Raw genomic sequence first — 21594 nt, 5'->3', positions numbered from 1 at the left:
GTAAAAGCTTAGCACAGCGATTTCATAAACGCTGCTGAAAATAAACACTTGTGAAAAAAAGTCAACTTATCTAAGTTTGCTACCGGTTTAACGAAACTGTTTGGAATAATGCTACTACCTAGGTATCAGGATATACTTCTCGAAGCGGGCTGCGATGAAGCAGGTAGGGGGTGTTTAGCCGGCCCTGTCTTTGCCGCCGCTGTCATCTTTTCAAAAGACTTCAGACACGAGGTACTCACGGATTCTAAACAACTTTCTGCTGCCCAACGCCAAGAACTGCGCCATATCATCGAATCGAACGCCCTGGCTTTTGCAGTGGCAAGCGTGGCGGCTGAGGAGATCGATCGGATCAATATCCATAACGCTTCCTATTTGGCAATGCATCGGGCGCTCGACACCTTGGCGTTAAAAGCCGAATATATCATTGTCGATGGTAACCGGTTTATCCCTTATCAGCAGGTCCCGTATTGTTGTATTATAAAAGGCGACGGTAAGTATTTATCGATTGCTGCAGCATCCATACTTGCTAAAACCTATCGCGACGAATACATGGAAAGCCTCGCTACCGAGTTTCCGGAATACGGCTGGTGCCAAAACAAAGGTTATCCAACCATCCAGCATAGAAACGCCATCCTACAGCATGGGTTTACACCTCATCATCGCCGAACCTTCCGCGTCACTGACCCCCAGCTTAAGCTTTTTTGACCGGTGCGGTTCCTTTTCTTACCTCCAGCCAAATGGCCAAACCGATACCGAACAATAAGACGATGGAGCCAACCAACGAAATCGTTTCTCCCAGATGGTAGGATTGCGGTTCAAATTTAAACTCGACTTTATGGTTTCCTCCTGGCAGTTGCAAAGCACGCAAAAGGTAGTTTGCCCTTAGAATCGGCAGCTCTTCGCCATCTACAAACGCCTTCCAACCTTTGTCATACCATATTTCGGAAAATACCGCCAATGCATCATTGGGCGTAGAGTATTCATATACCAGCCGATCAGGTCGATAAGAAGTTAGTTCAATGGTGGCGTTCACTGGAGTTCGCAACCGTTTTTCGTCCAACCATGGTTTGAATTCTTCATGGATAAAAGCCTCTTTGCGCGGATCAAACCCATTGATAGCTTGCATTTCTTCTTCATTGTCTTTCACTAAGGTGACTTTCTCTACGAACCATGCATTGCCAGCCGCTGTATTGCGCCGTTGGATGCGTTCACTGTTCTGGTTATTGTCCCGCGTGATGATGTATCGGGTGTTGAGCATATCGAGTACATCTTCGTTGATGGCACCAGAAAACTGCCGTTCAATAACTTCCTGATAACGCATAAGCTTAGCGGCATGATAGCCACCGATGGATTTGTGAAAATAAGACGTACGGGAATCCGCAAAAGGATTCGTCGTCAAGTCAAACACACGGTAATTGGGATCCCTATCCATCAAAATAAGCCGATCTACCTCACGCTCCTGTATAAATTGGCGATTTAGCTGCAATTTGTCTACAAACCGATCTGCATTCAAGTACCGCTTGTCTACACTCCATAGATCTATCAACGTAACAAGACCTAACAGCATAACGACTGATTGCACTTTTAGCTTGTTTTTGACGAGTAACCATACCAGCCCGAATGTAATAACGATGAATAACAGCGACCGGAACGCGTCGGCCCTTGCCAAGGCGGCGCGGTCTTTCACCAATGCAGACACCAGTTCGTTGGCTAAGGTATTGTCCCGTAGCTGTTGCGCATATTGCTGAATCATCGCTTGGTGGTTGGAGCTCTTGAAGCTCAGGAATACATCGGGCAACAGCGCAATAAGCAGCACGGCGCCTCCTACACCATACAAGACATATAGCAGCTTTTTATCCAATTTTTTGATCTTGTCACCTTGCGTGGCGATTTCGCTCACGGTCAAAACCGCCAGAATAGGAACCGACAGTGTTGCTATAATCAACACCGATTCAACGGCCCTAAACTTATTGTACATTGGAAAATAATTGAAGAACAAATCTGAAACCAATGGAAAATGCCGTCCAAACGACAGTAGCAGCACCAAGGCTGTCGTCGCGAGTAGCCACCACTTAAGCTTACCTTTTACAACAAATAATCCCAATATAAATAAAAAGACTACTCCGGCACCAAAATACCACGGTCCCGAAGTAAAATCTTTTTCTCCCCAATAAGTCGGAAAGTTAGCCGCGGCTTCGGGTGAATATGCGTGATTCATTAATACCTTAGCCACGTTAGAACTCGCATCCAGTTGGGTTGAAGTTCCCCCGCCATAGGCATTAGGTATTAAAAATGTCAGGCTTTCTCCCACCCCCTGGCTCCATTGGTAAGCGTATTCGCGGCTTACGCCATTATCTGCCCGTTGCGCATTTTCGGTTTTTAAATTAGCCCTTCCTCGCAACGTTTCTTTACTGTACTCATAGGTCGGCCACAATAAGGAAGCATTTACCGCCAAAGCCACGAGTACAGCCACTGCTTGGTATACGATAGCCCTGCCGAAGCCTAACAATCGTTTTTCTTTGACTGCATGGTATAGCTCGATGCCCACCAATATCAACACGGCCAGAAATAAATAGTACGTCACCTGAATGTGATTTACCCGAATTTCAAGCGCCATGGCTAATGCCAGTAATACAGCACCCCATAGGTATCTGCCTCGAAACGCCAGCAATATGCCCGCCAATATCGGTGCCATGAAGGCTACAGCGTAAGTCTTATTGGCATGCCCTGCTTCGATATAAATAAAATTGTAGGACGAAAACGCAAATGCAATAGCGCCCACGGCGGCCAACCACGGCCTTACCTTCAAAACAGTGAACAATAGATAAGCCCCCAACAAATATAACAACACAACGTCGATGGGATGTGGAAATACTGCTTTAAACCCCCGCAGCAAATACGTGGTCAGGTTATTGGGCAATTCCATCAGCACTTGATACGACGGCATTCCGCCAAACATGGAATTGGTCCAGAGCGGCATATCGCCATCACGGGCCTTGATATCTACTATCTCCTTCTGCCCCGCCTGAGCGAGCAACACATCTTGCTGATACAGTACTTTCCCTTGCCAGGCAGGAGTAAAATACAGAAAACAGATGGCGATGAAAACGCCAATCACCGCCAAGTGAGTCGAATTGTTGTTGAACCAGGTCTTCATTTATCGCAATGGTTGTAATAACAAAGTGCCAAACTTAGATAAATTGCCTCGTATTCACGAACTCCTATCCAATAAAATTTACTGTCCTTATCACCTTTCGGTCGCACGGCCCTGTTGAGCAATTTGCCTGATACCCACATGCAGCATATCTTGGGATAAAGTCGGAGTGATTCGTTTCTACGATGGTGACTGCCACCCACCTACTCAGCTAACACGGAATATCGCAACACTGGTAATGGCGATATTAAGCGACCCGGCTTAGCGCGGTTGAAAAGGTCTTTTTCGGGTAAGGTATGATACCGCGAGCGTATAATATTGGTTTAAAGATTAAGTAGGATGCCGCAAATGCACAATTGCTTTGCGGCATCCAATGCCTTTTCGAGTTTACCGAAGTGGTAATTCGCCCGATTGAAAAAACGCCAATGGATGGCCGTCTGGATCGGCAATTTCGGCACTCCAGCCACCGGGAGCTTCTGTAACGGGGGTGACTATCTCAACACCTTCATTCGCCAGCTTTTCCAATACAGATTCCATATACCCGTCCTCGAGCTCGAATACCACGACAGGTGACCGGCCGGCCTTTTCTGTTCCTTGAAAAAACAGCAATTCAACATGATCTTCCCACTTTGCAATCAACCAATCGGCCTCATCCCCGCCAGATTGGCGCACTGTTTCAATTCCCAAAACGTTTCGGTAAAAGTGTTCTGTACGGTCGATATCGCTTACGTTAAAAATTATGGCAATACCTTTTTTCAATTTTAAATCCATATTAGTCCTTGTTTTTACGTTTAACATTTCGCGCAGGGTTATTTCCCTTTGTCTTTACTAGTGTTGCCACCGGCGTGCTTTTTGTGAGCAAGAAAAGTACGAATTGCAAATAAATGTCCATCTGGATCGTGGCTACCAATAATCCTGCCCGACAGGTGTTGTGTCCGATTCGTATTGTGCCTGAATGCCTGGATAAGCGACCTCCGTATCAATCCGCTGGATAATAGATGATCGGGCTTATCTTGAGGCTCAGGATGTTGCTCTCCCGTCCTATCACAGTAGGCTTTCCACTCCCGGCGTAATGCCACCAGGCGTTGGCGCAGCGCCGTATCGGTTAGGTTCAGGATGTATAGCATCTCCTTTCGATCTAAGCCGCAGTTGATCAAGCGGGCGAGTATACGGAGCGATGGACGAAGGCCAACAATAAGGGTATCAGGAAGCTGCAGCCGGGAATACTCGACATCCACCTCGGTATTATGATACACCGCTTCCCTTTTGCGGCGACGGCCTTCCGTACGGGCAATGAACGCTGCGCGATTGCGAAGAAAGCCCCGTCCCCATGCCATGAAACGGGCGTCTGTAAAATCTTTTCCCGTTCTGACTGCTTCGAGAAGTAAATCCTGTACTAAATCGTCGGCCTCAGCTTGCCGGCGGGCATACTGCTTTGCGATACGATACATCTCCTCAAAGGGCGGTTGAACCCTGTCTCGTGATTGAAATTCCATTGGCTTAAACAATAGATGGTTCCCATTCTTTGGCGGCATTCCCTCGCTTTATTTCTCAAACAAGCTGTTGCGGATCGCTCATATTTCGGTTATAAAGTTAGTGTTTTTCTTGATGGCGGCGTTAGTTGCCTGAGAATCGTCCCATTTGGCTTTCCATGCGCATGCTCAAAAACGATCTGAACAAATAAACAATAACTGTAACAACAATTATTACAATTAAAAATACTTACTTACCTTTGAATCATATGAACAACACCCGATTTGCGACAGTGGTACATGTTTTGGCGATATTAGCCGATAATGACGGCGAATGGCTGAGTTCCGACTGGATTGCGAACAGCATCAATATTAATCCGGTGATGGTAAGGAAAGAGCTGGGAACGCTGCAACAACGTGGGTTGGTAATTACCCGCAAAGGCAAGGAAGGAGGCTCCAGACTGCAAAAGTCCAGCACCGAAATCTCGCTTGCTGATATCTATCTGCTTGTAAAGAATACAGAGGTACTGGGCAAGAAAAACCTCAACACAAACCCGCAATGCCCGATAGGAAAACAAATCAACAAGGCACTAGATGGCCTATTTGCAAAAACCGACGAATTGATGCTGGCTTACCTTCAAAGTATCACATTGGAGAAGTTTGTCAAGCAGTTCCGCTGATTGTTTGAATAATATAATGCAACTGAATAAAAATGGCAAAAATAGGAATAACAGGAGCGACAGGACAACTGGGTCGTCTGGTCGTAGAAAAGTTGAAAGCAAGGATAGCTGCCGACAATCTTGTAGCATTGGTACGTAGTCCTGAAAAGGCCGTTGACTTGGGCATCGAGGTCCTCGCTTTTGACTACAGCAAACCGGCATCGCTTGCTGAACCCTTGCGAGGGATCGAGCACCTACTATTGATCTCTTCTAATGAGGTTGGACAACGTAAAACACAGCACGAACATGTCATCCGAGCGGCACAACAAGCTGGTGTGAAATGGGTGATTTACACGAGCTTACTACATGCTGATACGTCCACCTTGAGCCTAGCTGCTGAGCACTTGGCGACGGAAGAAACACTGAAGGGGTCCGGCATCCCGTATACGATTTTGCGCAATGGGTGGTATACCGAAAACTATTTGGGGTCGATCGCCACAGCAATGACCACAGGGGCGGTCACCGGCAGTGCAGGTACAGGCAAAATTGCTTCTGCTGCCCGTGCCGATTATGCCGAGGCGGCCGCTGTAGTGCTGACCAGCGAAGACCATCAAGGAAAGGTATACGAATTGGCGGGCGACGAGGCCTACACACTGGCGGAACTCGCAGCTGAAGTATCCCGGCAGACTGAGAAAAATATCTCCTACAACGACCTTCCGGAAAAGGAGTATGCTGAAGTCCTGAAATCACTGGGTGTACCTGAGCATTTTGCCCAAGCCATTGCTGGATGGGATGCGAGTGCTGCCAAGGGCGACTTATTCGATGACAGCCACACGCTTTCGCGATTGATAGGCCATCCAACCACGTCGCTGGCAGCGTCTGTCAAAAATGCGATAGCAAAATCGGCTTGAGATTTAGGCTGTATTTTCTCGCGCCGAAAAGCAGGACGAAGAATCAATCCTTGTCCCACCTACATAGGCAAGGATTGATTGGTATCTCCGTGATATCATGCTCATCGCCTCACAAAGAAGGGAATATTTGCTGTGGCCACGTTATTATTGCCATCCGAGACATACAAGAATAGCCGATAGGCACCTGCTTTGGAAGGTGCTGTCAACGTGGCTTGGTCTACCGCCATACTGCTGACCAGCCCGGGAATAGCCTCCGGTCTGCGCTCACGATCGCCGCCCTCCTTGAGGTCCGTGCTTTCAGGCAACAGCTCCCAACGCGTCGTAAGCTTGTCATTGTCCGGATCGGATGCATATACGACCGCCGTGTATGATTGCCCTGGTTTTAGGTAAATGAAGTCCAAGGTCTGCTTACCATCCAATACCACCGAATCCAGGTGTGGAGCCCGATTTTTGGGCCATTGACCCGTCCACAAATATTGCATCACATCGACGACCTCACTTTCCTCTCCCGCTTCGGTAAATAGGCCGTACCACGTAGGGGTGCGTTCCTGTTTTTGCCCCCACAAGAACACATACGAGCCCAAGCAATGCGTGTCTTTTGCGATGGAGGCTTCATATCGGCTTTTATAGACGGCCGCTTTCTGACTGCTTGTCTCTTCTACCGAAGCACCCCATGGCGTTTGGGGCCCCTCCCAATGGCCGGTAGGCCCCCACTCGGTAACAATGTACGCCTTATCCCAGCCTGTAGCTCTGATCTGTTCGGGTACCGATGCGAGGCCGCCGTATACCTGTACCGCAATCAGGTCGAGTGCCGGGCACTTGGTTTTGATATAGTCGATTTCCTTTTGGTTGATTCCCGCAAGCATCGTAGTAACAAGGTGGTTAGGATCGATTTCATGGATCAGCTCAGCCACGGCATTGACGGCATCCCACACCTTTGGGTTCGTATAGTGCAGGTTCAGCTCATTACCTATCCCCCAGGCAAGCAGCGCCGGGTGGTCTTTATATTTAAGCACCTCTGCACGAATACGTTGCAATTGTTCGGCAACGGCCTTCGCATCGTCATAATCAAAGCCATGGCGCTCGTTGCCCATACTAAGCCCCATGGTCACCGTAAGCCCTAACCGCTGCGCCTCATCCAGCACTTGCTGTCCGTCGCTCGTGCTCCACGTGCGGATGGAATTTCCACCGTAGGCTTTCAACCGATCCAAATAGCTGGTGCCACCTGCCCCCTTTATAAAATAAGGTTTGCCGTCGCGCAGCAAGGTATACCCTCCTTCTTGCTCAACAATTTCGGTTTTTATCGGCTTGCCGGACTGCGCGGAAACGCTGAGCGCCAGCGAAAGCAGCGCGGCAATCGTCAACATCGCTAACTTAGAAAAACTCATAACAATCATTTTTTTAACTACAAAAATCGTCTACCTGAAATTCGAATTGGCATCTATCTGCGTCTGCGGTATAGGTACGTACTCACTTTGCCCAGGAATGAAATTCGACCCAAACACTTGCTGCGCTCTGCCCGTGCGCACAAGATCATTGAAACGCTCACCCCACCACTCACAGGCAAACTCAGCCCTGCGCTCGTCAAGAATCTGCTCCAGCGTCACACCAGTAATAGGCGCCATATTCACGCGTTGGCGCACCAGCCGGAAGGGCTCATCGCCGCTCTGTCCCTTGCGTACCTTAGCTTCGGCATTCAGCAATAGGACATCGGCATAGCGCAGGATGCGCACATTGTTATTAGCCCCGTACTCGAAACGGCCTTCGGTCATCTGTGATGTTGGCAGGTAGGTTTTGCCATTGAAATACTTTGTGCCAAAGTCATTGCCATATACACGATCGCCACTGGGTGTTTCGACAAATGTAGCCGGATTGCCATCCACACCGCAGTACAGAATGGTGGTTCGAAGCCGGGTGTCGTCACCGCGATTTGTCAGGAAATCAATAATATCCTGCGACGGGGGAACCCATCCTGCCCCCGAAATAGGGCTTCCGCGCTGATCGCCCGCGGGTCCCTGCCAACGGAAGAAGGTACCCCAATCTACTCCAGGACGCACAATATCGCCCGCGGGGAGACCAAAATCGGAATATTGCAACTCAAAAAGCGACTCGTTTGAAAGCTTGCCGGGAAGTTTAAAGAGCTGGTAGAAATCTGGGTAAAGCGAGAATTTATTGCTAGTGATGATCTCATTGGTTGCCTCCAGTACAGTATCCCAATAGGGACTTGCGTTATCGTTGCCTGCCAGATCAGCGGCAGCTTTGGCTTTCAGCAACAAGGCCGAGTACCGGGTGACAGCTCCTACATGTCTGGATTCATTCGGTCTGGCATCTTCCAAATCAGTAACACACGCATCCATCTCTGCGATGATAAACTGCCGGACCTCCGCGGCAGTGCTCTTTTCGATGGTGGTAAGCCGAGCAATGTCGCCGCTATCTGACAAGATGGGTACATCGCCAAACAGACGTGTGGCCATTAAGTGTGCATAAGCCCTTACGAACCTGACTTCTGCCTGATACTGTCTGTTAAGTGCAGCATCAGCGGTATTGCCTGTAGGGATAGTCTCGGCAAAACGGTCCAATTCCATCAGCGCATTGTTGGCCGCAATGGCTAAGCTGTAGTAGCTGATCCACGACTGGTTGAGCCCCCAATACGACTGTATCGTCACATCGCGCTGGAAATTCTTGATGCTCATCAGTTCGGGGTTATCGTTGGGGTTTGGCGCACCTTGCTCGTAGTCATCTTCCCGAACACAACGGATTGAAAGGTCTATCCAATGTACGAGGTTGTCATCCGACGCGGCCCGATAAACACCCGATACCGGCGCATACATCAACGAAAGATTGGTATAATCAATTTCTTCAGACCGCTGTTGGTTTTCCAGGGGCTTATCCAAGAACTTTTCGCACCCACTCAGCAGGGATGCCACAGCGATACATCCACTGATTGCAATATATTTATAATGATTCATAACTATCTTATTAATGTCCGTTTAAATTAAAAAGTAACATTCAGGCCTAAACTATAGGTGGCCGACACCGGATACACATTTGCATCGTATCCCATTCCGGATACTTCTGGGGTAAACCCGTTGTAGCCGGTAAAAATAAACGGCCTGTCTGCCGTTGCAAAGACGCGCACAGGTATAGACTCTCGGATATTGAAGCTGTATCCCGCCTGGATATTCTGCACCCGCAGGTAGGCACCACTTTCTACGAAGAACGAGCTCGCCTGCAGGTTCCAAGAGGCTACACTTCCTTGTGCCGAAGGGTATTTGTTTGTAGAGCCTTCGCCTGTCCAAAGACCGGTGATAAAGGCTTCGTCTGCATTCATCTGCGGATATTTACGCCGCATTGCCCGATTGAGGTTGTGTATTTTATTGCCAGCCACGCCTTGTAAGGCCAAATTGAAATCAAATCGTTTATACGTCAGGCCAATATTGAGACCATACGTCAACTTAGGTAAATAATTGCCCAGGTTTATGCGGTCCTCCTCATCCAGTTCGCCATTGCCATTTTGATCTTTGTATTTCAGGTAACCCGGCTGTATAGGCGACCCAGGGTTTGCTGCGTTGTATTGACGCGCTATTGGATCTGCGTCGATCTCGGCCTGGTTTTGATATACGCCAACCACTTCGTACCCATAATAGTAGTTGATTGGTTGATTTTCTTCGATACGTGCCGGGAATTCGGCAGTCCACTCTGGGAACCCGTTCATGATGTTGTCTAGTCCACCTAAGTCAACGACCCTGTTTTTCAGTGTAGTTGCATTAATCCCGATGGTATATCCAAGCTCGCCAGCTTGGTCTTTCCAGTCTAATCCGATCTCCCATCCGCTGTTGGCCACGCTGCCCCAGTTGCCGTATACACGGTCCCACAGGAATGGTATCGGACGACTAAAAGCCAGGTCCTTGGTACGACGATAGTAATAGTCTACTGTGCCATTCAACCGATTGCCAAGTAGTGCAAAATCGACACCGCCGTCCCATTCTTCGACCACCTCCCAGCGTACCTGAGTAAAAAACCGGCTCACTCGATATCCTGGGACGCGGCTTCCGTAGCTTGTGCCCACACTGCCGAATATCGCAGAATTATTGTTACCTGAATTGATAATGGCATACCCCGCGTTGGGCTGGATGCCGTCATTGCCCAGAAGCCCCCAGCTGCCGCGGATCTTCAAGAGGTCAAACAACGATTGGTTTTCCATAAAGCCTTCACGACTGAGCACCCACCCTAAACCTACCGATGGAAAATAACCCCATTTGGTTTGGTATTTCGAGCTGCCATCCGCCCGGAATGTGGCCGTAAGCAAGTATTTATTGTCATAATCATATGTACCCCGCGTAAAGAACGAAACCCCCGCATTGCGGAAGCCACCCTCGCCATAGCCGGTAGCCGAACCAATACCTTGGGCGCCCTGGCCGACATACCAGAATTCCGGCGACTGCGGCACATCGTTAGCAGATACCCAGGTTTCCCGCCAGCGCTCTTCGCGTACGGACTGCCCCAGCAACATGGTCCAATGGTGTGCACCTGCTTCATCCCGATAGGTCAGAAGGTTGTCAAGGATATAGTTGGTGTTCCGTTCTTGAGCCGAGCGCAAATATGAGCGATCACTCCGCTGGTCATTGTCAATGTAGTATACCGGCGTATAGGCTATCGCATGTGTAGACTGATAGCGCTGGCTGAGCTGCGACCGGAAGGTTAGCTTCTTTCGCCAAAATTCTGCCTCTACGTAAGCACTTGGCAATATCTGGAATCCTTTGTTTTCATTATGATTGTAATACGCCGTAGCAATCGGGTTATTAAACCAGAAGCCTGTCGGTATACCAATGGAAGCACTGGTACCAAACTTGACAGGGTTTGCCAATTCAAGGCTTGGATCGTAAACCGGATACAGTGGCGAAGCGAAATACGCCTGACGGAAAGCTGCGTTATTCGGCGAAAACTGGTTAAAATTATTCAGATGACCGGTAAACCCGATTTTCAACCACGGAGCTACCCGCGCTTCAGCTTGCATGCGAATGTTGTACTTGCGGTGATAGTTTTCTGCATCCATAATGCCATCTTGATCCAAATAGTTTACCCCAAAAGTATAGGAGATCTTATCGCTGCCCCCCTGTACATCCACGTTGTGGTTGGTAATTAGCGCCTGAGACCGCAGTAACTCGTTATACCAATCGGTATCCATCGCTGGTCTGGTATCCTGTCCGCCAAATTTTTCTACCGAGTTATCGACAACATACCGATCGCCCTTCGCTAGCGAATAAGCTGCAAATTGCGCTCCATCGGCCATCTTCAACACATTATTTGGGGTCTGAACACCTACATAACCGTTGTAGGTGACGCGTGGCTTCATATTGAGGCTGCCTCGTTTTGTGGTGACGATGATCACACCGTTTGCCGCCCGTACACCGTAAATGGCCGCACCCGAAGCGTCTTTCAAGACCGACATATCAGCGATGTCATTCGGGTTAAGGAAATCAATATTATCCATAAACATCCCGTCTACTACGTATAACGGATTTTCATTGTTGAGAGAACCAACGCCCCGGACACGTACTGTCGGCGTAGAACCCGGTGCGCCCGAGCTCACCACCTGTACCCCAGTCACTGCTCCCTGCAAAGCATCCATCGGCGTGGAGACAGTACGCCTCGTCGCATTCTCCATATTGACCGAAGCAACCGGTGCCGTAAGGTCGCCCTTGCGTTGCGTACCATAGCCAACTACAACCACCTCATCCAAATTGAACCCACCATCTGGAGCCAACCGAATGTCCATCACTGTGCCGGAGATTACTAAGGTCTGTCGCGCGTAGCCAACGGCAGAAACAATCAACGAATCAGCCGTCTGGGGAACAGACAAGCTGAACGATCCCGTCTCCGTACTTGTGGTGCCGATGCCTGGAACACCCTTTACCGTTATTGAAGCAATCACGGGATTTCCTGCTTCATCAGTAACACTTCCAGTTACTGTCCTACTTTGTGCCCGTACGTATCCGTGTACGCAGGACAAAAGTGTAATCATGGCAAGTATTAATACACACTTTTTCATTTAACATGATTTTTTTAAGGCTATGAAACTTGCATGCGCTATTTATTCGTATTCCCTTGGCAGCTCACGCAGGTCTCATTGCATAATGAATTAATTGGAATTTGTTGTTTACAACTAGTGGGGCCAAAAGTAACGTTACCGCATGAAAAACCCGAAACATCGCACTACATCATTTCTACATCAATAGCCCGAAATCGACGAATTTCGCTATATTTGGGCACTTCGCTGTGACAACAAACGGTGTTTAAAAATCTCTGATGAAGGTCTGTCGATTGCTTGCTGTTTTATTCGCTGTCCTGCCTTATGTTGTATTCGGCCAGAACAGCCTAGGCATTCCCCCGGTCTTTAACTATAACAAATCCGTGTTTCAAGGAGGAAGTCGCACTTGGGACATCAAACAGGACAGCAGAGGCATCATGTACTTTGCCAATAATGAAGGGTTAATAACCTTTAATGGCCGCTATTGGAACCCGTATCCGCTTCCCAATAGTACCATACTACGTTCAATTTTTATCGATGAAAACGATCGAATATATGTTGGGGGACAGGGCGAATTTGGCTATTTTGAAGGAGGCGTCCATACAAAACTGAGTTATACCTCATTAAGTGGCCGCGTGCCGCAAGCCTACCAGAAATTTGCAGATATATGGAATACAGCAGCAACCGGGCGGTCGGTTTTTTTCCGGGCTACCGATCGCATTTTTGAATGGACCAATGGCGGCATCACGGTACATACTCCTGTCTCAGAATGGTTATTTCTAGGTGAAGCAGCCGGGCGGCTATTTGCACAGGATAAAAACCGCGGCCTACTGGAGTTCAGGAATAAGCAATGGGTGCCTCTCAACAATGCAAACATCATGGAGGAGGCCATCGTCGCCTCGGTCCTCCCCATTGGCACAGACAGTGTCTTCGTGGCAACAATTACCAACAAGAACTATCTTTTGCATAACAATACACTCCAGCGCCTAAACACCGGCCCTTGGCAAGACCTATATACCCCATCGTTCGCAAAATTAAGCAACAATGCATACGTAATGGCCACTTCTACAGATGGCTGCGTGATACGTACGCTGGATGGCTGCGTGATTCAACGTATCGCTGCTGCGGAAGGACTGCGGAACACTAATGTCACCCGCGTATTTGTTGATCGTGACCAGAATATCTGGGCAGGTGTCGATAATACGATTGCCGTGATCGGCTATAACAGTGCAGTGAAATTTTTCCGACCAAACACAGAAAACGACGTGACAGGTTTCTCCACCAGAATTTTGGGGAACAAGCTTTATGTTTCCTCTTCCAATGGCGTATACGTAGCCCAGTTGGCCGGAGGAATAGCTGACCATAGCCTTTGCCAGGGTAAATTTTCTTTAGTAAATGGTAGCGACAGAGGGGAAGCATGGCGCCTTGAGGAAGTAAACGGGCAGTTGATTCTTGCCCATAACAACGGTATTTTCTTAATAAACGATGAGCTTGCCAAGCCTGTCGCGACGGGTACGGGATCTTGGATGTTTTTACCGCTTTCATCTGGGTACCCAATACAGGATATGCTGGTAGGCACATATTATGGTGTAGATATGCTACGCTATTCAAACGGCAGATTCAAACGTGCTGGTACGCTCGCGGGTCAGGCCGACTCATATCGCTTTTTGGAGCGCGATGAAGATGGCACTATCTGGGCGTCACACCCATACCGTGGCATTTATCGGTTAACTTTATCGTCCGATAGTACAGCGTACGCTGTGCGCCTCTTTACCCGAGATGATGGTCTACCTTCATCTTATCAAAATTTTGTCTTCAGGATCAAGAACCGTATCGTATTTGCAACCGAGGCAGGTGTGTACGAGTTTGACCGGGCGGCTGGACGGTTTATGCCTTCCCAATCGTTTGCTCTTTTCGCCGGAATTCCAATAAAATACTTAAAGGATGACGCCGATGGCAACGTGTGGTTTTGCAGCGGAAAAAAAATCGGCGTAGCAAAGTCAGTGGCAGACAGTATTTCGGGTGGCATTTTCTATTTCCCCGAAATAGAAGGGTTGAATACCTCAGGGTTCGAAAATATCTACCCATATGACAAAAGCAACATATATATCGGCTCCGAAACGGGAATTATCCACCTTAACTATGAAAAATACCGGACAAATACACCACACCCCAGGGTATTGCTCTCGGTTGTAAATATTTCCGGCAAAAAGGACAGCACCATATTTGGTGGATACCCTTCGCAAAACAGTGCCGGATCCTATACACAGCAAGGGCTGCAAATCCCCCTGTTGCATGCCGCTTTTAATGCCTTTCATTTTGAGTACAGCTCACCAAACTACGGCATACAGGGCCAAATAAGCTATAGCTATTGGTTAGAAGGCTACGACACCAAATGGTCGGCTTGGAGTACGAATACAGAAAAAGACTACACTAACCTACCAAGCGGCACGTATACTTTTAAACTGAAAGCGCGCAACAGCTTAAATGTCGAATCTGACCCTGTTGTGTACACGTTTGTAATACGCCCGCCTTGGTACCAAACAAAATGGGCCATACTTATATACGTAATCGTTGCATTGATAGGGTTATACCTGTTCATCCGATGGCAGCAACGCGCTTGGCGCCTCCAACAGAACAAATACGAGGAAAAGCTGGCGCAATTGCGTTATATCCACCAATTGGAGATCGAAAAAAATGAAAAGGAAATTGTAAAACTCCAAAACGAAATGCTGGAAAATGAAGTACTAATGAAAACGAAGGAACTTGCCAATACCAGCATGCAATTGATGGAAAACACAGGCGCGCTCAGTAAGGTCAAGCTTGAATTGGCAAAATTGCACCTCAGCGCTGAAGACGAAAGCGATCTAAAACGGATCACGTCGCTGCTCAAGGATATCGAAAAGAACAGTGCCAACTGGGATCAGTTTGCCACTCATTTTGATGAGTTGAACGACGGTTTCCTTAATCGATTGAAAGCGAAATATCCAACGCTCTCACGCAACGACCTAAAAGTATGTGCCTATCTGCGGCTGAACTTTTCGTCCAAACAGATTGCGCAGCTTCAAAATATTTCCGTCCGCGGGGTGGAAATACACCGATACCGTCTCAGGAAAAAGCTAGGCCTACAAACCGAAGTACCTCTAAATGAATACCTGGCAGCAATTTAGACCAGCCATGGTCTTTTTATTCAGACAGGGCATGCCCTTGTATATAAAGAATATCGAAAGTTAATCGCCTTTTTGAATTAACCGATTGATATTCTTCAGCTCTCCGAACAACACGAGGATATCGCCGGCCTCCAATACCGTGTCTGATTGGGCAATCCCTGTTGCCTCTTTGTTGATTTTTACCTTGCCATTCTCCAACGCCTCCGTCGACTTAATCGTGGTCAGCACAATGACCCTGTATTTGTTGGTCAGGTTGGCTTCTTTCAAGGTCATTCCCACGTATTTGCCAGGCACTTTGGTCTCCACAATGCTGTACCGATCGGATACTTTGAAAGAATCAACAATATCGAGGTTGTCCAAACGCATCGCCAACCGCGCAGCTGACTCCTCTTCGGGCATAATATACTCGTCAATGTTCATTGCCTCTAGCACCGTCCGCTGGAGGTCAGACACGATCCGCCCGATAATACGCTTCACCGGAAGTTGCTTCAGCAACGCTGTTGTCAACAACGAAGCCCCTTCGTCCTCTCCGATAGCTACAATCACTGCGTGGGCATCTTTCAGTGGTAACGCACTTACGGCATCAATATCCGTACTGTCCATACATACCGTATGTGTGATTTTTTCCTTCAGTTGTTCTACCTTGGCCATGCGATTGTCTACGCCAATAACCTCATGCCCCAGTTCGGTAAGCCGGATGGCCAGTGATTTACCGAAATTTCCGAGGCCCATAACAATGTATTTCATAGTCAGTCTACATCTTAAAACAATACCTTCTCCTGCGGGTAGGCAAAGTTTCTGTTTCTAGTATTTTTAATCAATGCAACTAATAGCGTAAGCATACCAACCCGCCCGATAAACATGGTGAGGGTAATGATTACTTTACCGCCGTCACTAAGATGAGGCGTAATGCCTAAACTAAGCCCGCAGGTCGCATACGCCGAAAAGCACTCAAATGCGATGTCCAACAGGTTTTTGTCGCCATCGGTAATTGTGAGTGCGAAAACAGACACCCCCATGGCCAGTAAAGACAACATGATAATGGCGAATGCCTTATTGACGGTATCGTTTGAGATCTTCCGTTTGAAGATCTCCAGGTCATCTTTGCCCCGCGCCAAACTGACGATATTAAGAAAAGCGATAGCAAAGGTGGTGGTTTTGATACCACCTCCCGTCGAACCCGGGGAGGCTCCTATCCACATGAGCAGCATGATAAGCATGATCGTAGGAAACGTAAAAGCATCCATATCCGCAATATTGAACCCTGCAGTACGGGAAGAAGTGCCTGTAAAAAAAGCAGAAACCAACTTAGCCCAAAACCCCTGATGCTCTGCAAGTGTGTGTTCGTATTCTAACACGAAGGTACTCAACGTTCCGAAAACGATTAGTATGGCGGTCACCCAGGCAATCAAGCGCGAGTTAAAACTGATGACCCAAGCCCGGTAAACAAATGGCCTGCCGTAAAAAATGCGCTTGAAAATATTGACGACCCACCGCTTGATAAACGTATAGGTGTTCAATACAATGGAAAATCCAAACCCGCCCAAAATAAAGAGCAAAGCAATAATCAATTGCACATTGTAATTGAATCGAAGAAGGGGATGAGACATCCCATCACTTACCGTGGAAAACCCGGCATTACAAAAGGCGGACACAGCGTGGAATATAGCGAAAAATAAGCGCTTTCCACCGGACTCAAAATCCTCTGCCGATACACTCGCATAGATCAATACCGCTCCTATGGCCTCAAAAAATAAGGTGATAAACACTATCTTAAACAACGTATTGATGACCGACCCCACCTTATTGTGCCCCAGGATTTCGCTATACATCAATTGGTTTTTAAAAGAAAATCCGCCGGAAAAGAAATAGCCGAAAAAACCGGTAAAAGTCATGATACCCAATCCACCCAGTTGGACCAGTATCAGCAATACGGTCTGGCCAAATACGGTAAGCCTACTAGCGACATCAATGACCGATAGCCCCGTGATGCAAACCCCACTCGTGGCCATAAATAGCGCATCAACAAAACCCAACGACTGCTGTCCAGGCGTTGTACGTGGCAGCATCAACAGCAGTGTACCGATAAGGATAAGGGCAAGGAAGCTAATAACGAATAAAATAGTCGGGTTGAAATAAAAATTATCAAAAAAGAGGCTGCTTTTGGAAAGCTCGGTCAGAAAGACAGCGAAAATCCCCAAATGCAACCATTCAGCCTGCCGCAAAAACGACAACACACCGACGTCAGTTTGCCGCGCTAAAGCAACTATTACAAAATACAATAGCAAGGCCAGCCCTCCGTAATGCGCTACCATCACGCGTTTGGCAATCCAAATAGACAATACGGTACGCAACACGCTTAACAAATACAGTCCATAAAACAGCCATGCTGTAATCACTGTGAATCGCTGGGCTGTGAATACGTCCGTGTTATACCCCAGGTGAAAAAGCACCGCCAACGCACAAAGCAAGCTGACATACAGCATAACCCGGTCTACCGCTTTTTCGCGATACTTGAAAATGTACTTTATTGCGCTCAGCATAGTCGTCGTTAGCGTTCGACCAGCTCAATATGATAGAGCTTACTCCATAGCTTTCCGGTAATAAAAAGCCTATCGCCCCGCCTATCATAGGCGATTCCGTTGAGCTCATTATTATGGTCTTTTTTATCGGCATAAATGCCGATGAGATTAATCTCACCTTCAATGGCACCAGTCTCCGGATCGATGATAACAATGATGTCTTTGGTATAGATGTTGGCATATACTTTGCCATCGATGTATTCCAGTTCATTGATGCTATCCACCGGCCCTTTATCGTTATACACCTCGATAAAACCTTCTTCGGCATAAGTATCCTTATTGAGAAAGTATAGGCGACTGCTCCCGTCAGACTTAATAAGACGATTGCCATCGTAACACAGGCCCCAGCCTTCGGCACTCTGCCCGTATGCAAACTCTCCAATCTTGGCAAATGTGTTCTTATTGTAGACAAAGCCCACTTTTTCGCGCCAGGTAAGCTGAACAACTTTGTCGCCTACAAGCGTAAGCCCTTCGCCGAAATACCGATCATCCAAGTCAAGCCGCTGTATTACCTCGCCAGTGCGATAATCGACTTTCCGCAACGAAGATTTGCCATTTTGGCCGGAACTCTCATTTCCGGTGCTTTCATATAAGATATTGTTTTCATCAAATTCCAATCCTTGTGTATACGCCTTTGGATCATGTGGATATTCGTTGATGACTTTGAAGCTGTAACGCTTTGGGGGCGGCGGCACGACAATAATATTACTGTAGGCAACTTGCTCTTCGCCACCATAATAGAGCTTGGCACTGAGCGTACGGCTGCCGAACGCCGCTTTTTCAGTATCAAGCGTTACTGGCGTACTGTCCGTTCTCCGCGCGAGAACTTCGCCGTCCATGGCATACACTACGGAATCAAAGGTTGACACTTCCGAGGGGAACACCAACTTTAGCGGGATGGACTCGCCTATTTTGACAAGGGTGCCTGCTTCAGGTGTAGCAAACCGAAATTTTGATGCCTGTTTCTGCGTATTGCAGGATGCAATAAAAGCAATCAGCACTGTAGCGCAGTAAATGAGTTTGTTCATGATTGCAAACTTAACTATTATTTTGTAACCCGTTTAATCCGGCCAAAAAGCATCTTTTATCAAACGGGTATAGTATTTATCATTTTCTTCAGCATAAAGGATGGAGACTATATCAAATCGGATTTCACCGCCATACTTATTTGCGGCTATATAGTGATTCGCTGCCCGGACCAGTTTGGCTTGCTTCGCTGGGTCGACAAACTCATAGGGCATACCGAAAGCTGCACTTGTACGGGTTTTTACTTCAATAAAAACAAGCACATCACCTTCCTCAGCGATGACGTCTACTTCAAGATTTTTATAACGCCAATTTTGGCAGCGGATTCGATAGCCGCGTTTTATCAGTAGCTGGATGGCTAGGTTTTCTCCGTTTTTGCCTTTTTCAAGATGGGTCAGCATTTATTTGATAACTATGGTGCCCAATTTGTCCGCTATTAGCTTCGAAACGTCCTTCAGTTTCTGGTAATTTGCCAACATCACTTCCATATTGGCTGCATCAGTTTCTGTCTTCAGTTCTTCTCGGATCCGGTGAATCTGTTGTTCTACTTTCCGCTTTTTAATGCGGTAAATCGCACTGTATACCAAATCTTCTAACCGCTCAGACTCATGTGTAACATATATCTTGCGTTTCTCGTCATTCCAGTTGGGACTGAGATTATATTTGGTAGCGAGCAGATCAATCGCCAGATCGGCGATACGCCGATCGGCATGCCCTACGAATACCCGCTCCTCTGGAAGCTCATTATGCGCAATATAATCCTTATACGTATTGATGATCGCCAGGCAGGCCGGATCGTCAAAAGAAAGGTCACTCAATCCACTTAGCAGGAGTGGTGCGATGGGAATGTCGCTGTCGGTTTCCCATGTCGCAGGTTGATTGCCATAGTGTAGCAGGATGCGGACGATTTCGCGCTCTTGTAAGATATCCGATGAGAGGCTTTCTTCCGCCGCACCGTTCGCCGCGTCTGGCACAGCCTTGGGGGCACCTGCCGGTGTCGGCAAAGATTCGGGCTTCCGGTCAGCTTTCCGTGCTTGACCGACTCGAATTTTATTGAGCTCAGCTATCAGGATCCGCTCTTCAATGTCGAGCAGGGCACTGCATTCGCGCACAAATACGGATGCTTTGATCGCATCAGGAATCAACGCGATACTCTCTACCACGTCATGGATGACAGCCGCTCGCTTTACAGGGTCGCCACCTGCATCACGCAAAAGCACCTGGGTCTTATAAAAGATAAAGTCCCGTTGGTGCTCGGCAATATACTTCTTAAAGGCAGCCGACCCAAACCGCTGTACATATGAATCCGGGTCGTTACCGTCAGGAAAAAGCAGCACCTTCACGTTAAGCCCTTCTTCCAAAAGCATATCCGTACCCCTCAATGACGCTTTGATGCCGGCCTCGTCACCATCATATAAGATGGTCACATTCTTTGTATAGCGCGCAATCAGCCGAATTTGCCCGCTTGTAAGCGAGGTACCTGACGAGGCGACCACATTCTCCACGCCAGCCTGATGCATGGACAACACATCGGCGTAACCTTCCACCAAGTAGCAATTATCGGCATCCAGAATGGGCTTTTTAGCGAAATATAGACCGTATAATACGTCCGATTTGTGATATACTTCGCTTTCCGGGGAATTAACGTATTTAGGGGTTTTCTTGTCCGTTTTCAGTGTACGGCCACCGAAGCCCAAAATTCTTCCGGTAAGGTTATGAATAGGAAACATAACCCGGCCACGAAAGCGGTCATATACACTGCCGTCATCCTTACGGATAACCAACCCCGTGGCTTCCAGAAACTCATCGTTATAACCTTCTGCTTTGGCTTTGTCATAAAGGGCGCTCCATGCTTCGGGCGAATAACCCAACTCGAATTTCTGAATAATGTCCTCTCGATAGCCCCGCTCTTTGAAATAATTAAGACCAACCGTACGCCCTTCTTCAGTGTCCCACAGTGTTTCTTTGAAAAATTTGCCTGCCCAATTAGTTACGATAAAAAGGCTTTCGCGTTTATTTTGAGCCGCAAGTTGTTCCGGTGTGCGTTCGGTCTCCTCTACCTCAATGTGATATTTCTGGGCGAGATATTTAAGCGCTTCGGGGTAAGAGTACTTTTCGTGCTCCATGACAAACCGCACGGCATCCCCACCGGCACCGCAGCCAAAACATTTGTAAATACCCTTACTTACCGACACATTGAAAGACGGGGTCTTCTCGTTATGAAATGGACATAACCCTATCAATGAGGTGCCCCGTTTTTTTAAATCCACAAAATCACCTACCACCTCTTCGATCCTGGCAGCATCAATAATTTTGTCGATTATTTCTTGTTTAATCACACACTATCCTATTTGGCAAGGTAAAATTAAAGAATAATGGAGAAGTAGCAATAAGATATCGCGATTTCCTGAAATGAATGCACGCAAAACTTTAGTGCAAAAAATTATTTTAATTACATTTGCTCCACAAAACTGCGTTCATCATCTTATTTTTCATTACGAATGAAGATTTCTAAAATCTGCTGCATCGGTGCGGGATACGTTGGCGGCCCCACCATGTCTGTCATTGCCCAGAAATGCCCACACATCA

15 protein-coding genes are annotated in these 21594 nt (G+C 47.6%); 4 read left to right on the top strand and 11 right to left on the bottom strand.

Annotation, left to right across the window (positions count from 1 at the left end):
* Positions 1-108: 108 nt before the first annotated feature.
* Positions 109-705: a ribonuclease HII gene (locus JHJ32_RS14105; RefSeq protein ID WP_079717968.1), complete on the top strand. Its 597-nt coding sequence runs from the start codon at positions 109-111 to the stop codon at positions 703-705.
* On the opposite strand, the gene JHJ32_RS14100 is transcribed toward JHJ32_RS14105, so the two are convergent.
* From JHJ32_RS14100 to JHJ32_RS14090, 3 genes are all read right to left on the bottom strand, one after another.
* Positions 692-3157, bottom strand: coding sequence for a YfhO family protein (locus JHJ32_RS14100; protein ID WP_200121368.1), 2466 nt, complete (start codon positions 3155-3157; stop codon positions 692-694). The two genes, JHJ32_RS14105 and JHJ32_RS14100, sit on opposite strands and share 14 nt — an antisense overlap.
* A gap of 384 nt (positions 3158-3541) precedes the next feature.
* Positions 3542-3925, bottom strand: a complete 384-nt coding sequence (locus tag JHJ32_RS14095; RefSeq protein WP_079717970.1) for a VOC family protein — start codon at positions 3923-3925, stop codon at positions 3542-3544.
* 38 nt (positions 3926-3963) lie between these two features.
* Positions 3964-4650 carry an RNA polymerase sigma factor gene (locus JHJ32_RS14090; RefSeq protein WP_200121367.1) on the bottom strand — a complete coding sequence of 229 codons (687 nt, stop codon included), beginning with the start codon at positions 4648-4650 and terminating at the stop codon, positions 3964-3966.
* Positions 4651-4895: 245 nt separating this feature from the next.
* Between JHJ32_RS14090 and JHJ32_RS14085 the strand changes: the two genes are divergently transcribed.
* Complete coding sequence (locus JHJ32_RS14085; protein ID WP_079717972.1) at positions 4896-5306, top strand: Rrf2 family transcriptional regulator; 411 nt, start codon at positions 4896-4898, stop codon at positions 5304-5306.
* Between the two features lie 32 nt (positions 5307-5338).
* Entirely contained in the window at positions 5339-6196 is an 858-nt protein-coding gene (locus JHJ32_RS14080; RefSeq protein ID WP_200121366.1) for an SDR family oxidoreductase, read from the top strand.
* A 101-nt stretch (positions 6197-6297) separates the two neighbouring features.
* Here JHJ32_RS14080 and JHJ32_RS14075 read toward each other — a convergent pair whose 3' ends face one another.
* From JHJ32_RS14075 to JHJ32_RS14065, 3 genes are read right to left on the bottom strand one after another with little or no spacing between them, the layout of a single operon-like run.
* Complete coding sequence (locus JHJ32_RS14075) at positions 6298-7584, bottom strand: glycoside hydrolase family 2 TIM barrel-domain containing protein (RefSeq protein ID WP_200121365.1); 1287 nt, start codon at positions 7582-7584, stop codon at positions 6298-6300.
* A 30-nt stretch (positions 7585-7614) separates the two neighbouring features.
* Entirely contained in the window at positions 7615-9165 is a 1551-nt protein-coding gene (locus JHJ32_RS14070) for a RagB/SusD family nutrient uptake outer membrane protein (protein WP_200121364.1), read from the bottom strand.
* Between the two features lie 26 nt (positions 9166-9191).
* Positions 9192-12221, bottom strand: coding sequence for a TonB-dependent receptor (locus JHJ32_RS14065; RefSeq protein WP_200121363.1), 3030 nt, complete (start codon positions 12219-12221; stop codon positions 9192-9194).
* Positions 12222-12505: 284 nt separating this feature from the next.
* Here JHJ32_RS14065 and JHJ32_RS14060 point away from each other — a divergent pair, with 284 nt between their 5' ends.
* A complete protein-coding gene (locus JHJ32_RS14060; protein WP_200121362.1) occupies positions 12506-15397 on the top strand; it encodes a triple tyrosine motif-containing protein in 2892 nt (963 codons plus the stop codon).
* A gap of 60 nt (positions 15398-15457) precedes the next feature.
* On the opposite strand, the gene JHJ32_RS14055 is transcribed toward JHJ32_RS14060, so the two are convergent.
* The 5 genes from JHJ32_RS14055 to dnaG are packed head-to-tail and all read right to left on the bottom strand — an operon-like array spanning position 15458 to position 21344.
* Positions 15458-16144, bottom strand: coding sequence for a TrkA family potassium uptake protein (locus JHJ32_RS14055; protein ID WP_079717978.1), 687 nt, complete (start codon positions 16142-16144; stop codon positions 15458-15460).
* Positions 16145-16158: 14 nt separating this feature from the next.
* Complete coding sequence (locus tag JHJ32_RS14050) at positions 16159-17940, bottom strand: TrkH family potassium uptake protein (protein ID WP_200121361.1); 1782 nt, start codon at positions 17938-17940, stop codon at positions 16159-16161.
* A gap of 8 nt (positions 17941-17948) precedes the next feature.
* A complete protein-coding gene (locus JHJ32_RS14045) occupies positions 17949-19007 on the bottom strand; it encodes a glutaminyl-peptide cyclotransferase (RefSeq protein WP_200121360.1) in 1059 nt (352 codons plus the stop codon).
* A 33-nt stretch (positions 19008-19040) separates the two neighbouring features.
* A complete protein-coding gene (locus JHJ32_RS14040) occupies positions 19041-19406 on the bottom strand; it encodes a YraN family protein (RefSeq protein WP_079717981.1) in 366 nt (121 codons plus the stop codon).
* A complete protein-coding gene (gene dnaG / locus JHJ32_RS14035; protein WP_200121359.1) occupies positions 19407-21344 on the bottom strand; it encodes a DNA primase in 1938 nt (645 codons plus the stop codon). It lies immediately after the preceding gene.
* Positions 21345-21594 lie beyond the last annotated feature (250 nt).

The organism is Parapedobacter sp. ISTM3 (genome assembly GCF_016533505.1).
GTDB lineage: Bacteria > Bacteroidota > Bacteroidia > Sphingobacteriales > Sphingobacteriaceae > Parapedobacter > Parapedobacter luteus.
Note: the sequence above shows the minus strand (reverse complement) of the source record. Positions and strands in the feature narration are given on the sequence as shown.

Bases quoted from the DNA above. Each gene is read 5' to 3' on its own strand.
- JHJ32_RS14105 (WP_079717968.1), top strand. From the start codon at position 109: ATGCTACTACCTAGGTATCAGGATATACTTCTCGAAGCGGGCTGCGAT.
- JHJ32_RS14100 (WP_200121368.1), bottom strand. From the start codon at position 3,157: ATGAAGACCTGGTTCAACAACAATTCGACTCACTTGGCGGTGATTGGC.
- JHJ32_RS14095 (WP_079717970.1), bottom strand. From the start codon at position 3,925: ATGGATTTAAAATTGAAAAAAGGTATTGCCATAATTTTTAACGTAAGC.
- JHJ32_RS14090 (WP_200121367.1), bottom strand. From the start codon at position 4,650: ATGGAATTTCAATCACGAGACAGGGTTCAACCGCCCTTTGAGGAGATG.
- JHJ32_RS14085 (WP_079717972.1), top strand. From the start codon at position 4,896: ATGAACAACACCCGATTTGCGACAGTGGTACATGTTTTGGCGATATTA.
- JHJ32_RS14080 (WP_200121366.1), top strand. From the start codon at position 5,339: ATGGCAAAAATAGGAATAACAGGAGCGACAGGACAACTGGGTCGTCTG.
- JHJ32_RS14075 (WP_200121365.1), bottom strand. From the start codon at position 7,584: ATGAGTTTTTCTAAGTTAGCGATGTTGACGATTGCCGCGCTGCTTTCG.
- JHJ32_RS14070 (WP_200121364.1), bottom strand. From the start codon at position 9,165: ATGAATCATTATAAATATATTGCAATCAGTGGATGTATCGCTGTGGCA.
- JHJ32_RS14065 (WP_200121363.1), bottom strand. From the start codon at position 12,221: ATGATTACACTTTTGTCCTGCGTACACGGATACGTACGGGCACAAAGT.
- JHJ32_RS14060 (WP_200121362.1), top strand. From the start codon at position 12,506: ATGAAGGTCTGTCGATTGCTTGCTGTTTTATTCGCTGTCCTGCCTTAT.
- JHJ32_RS14055 (WP_079717978.1), bottom strand. From the start codon at position 16,144: ATGAAATACATTGTTATGGGCCTCGGAAATTTCGGTAAATCACTGGCC.
- JHJ32_RS14050 (WP_200121361.1), bottom strand. From the start codon at position 17,940: ATGCTGAGCGCAATAAAGTACATTTTCAAGTATCGCGAAAAAGCGGTA.
- JHJ32_RS14045 (WP_200121360.1), bottom strand. From the start codon at position 19,007: ATGAACAAACTCATTTACTGCGCTACAGTGCTGATTGCTTTTATTGCA.
- JHJ32_RS14040 (WP_079717981.1), bottom strand. From the start codon at position 19,406: ATGCTGACCCATCTTGAAAAAGGCAAAAACGGAGAAAACCTAGCCATC.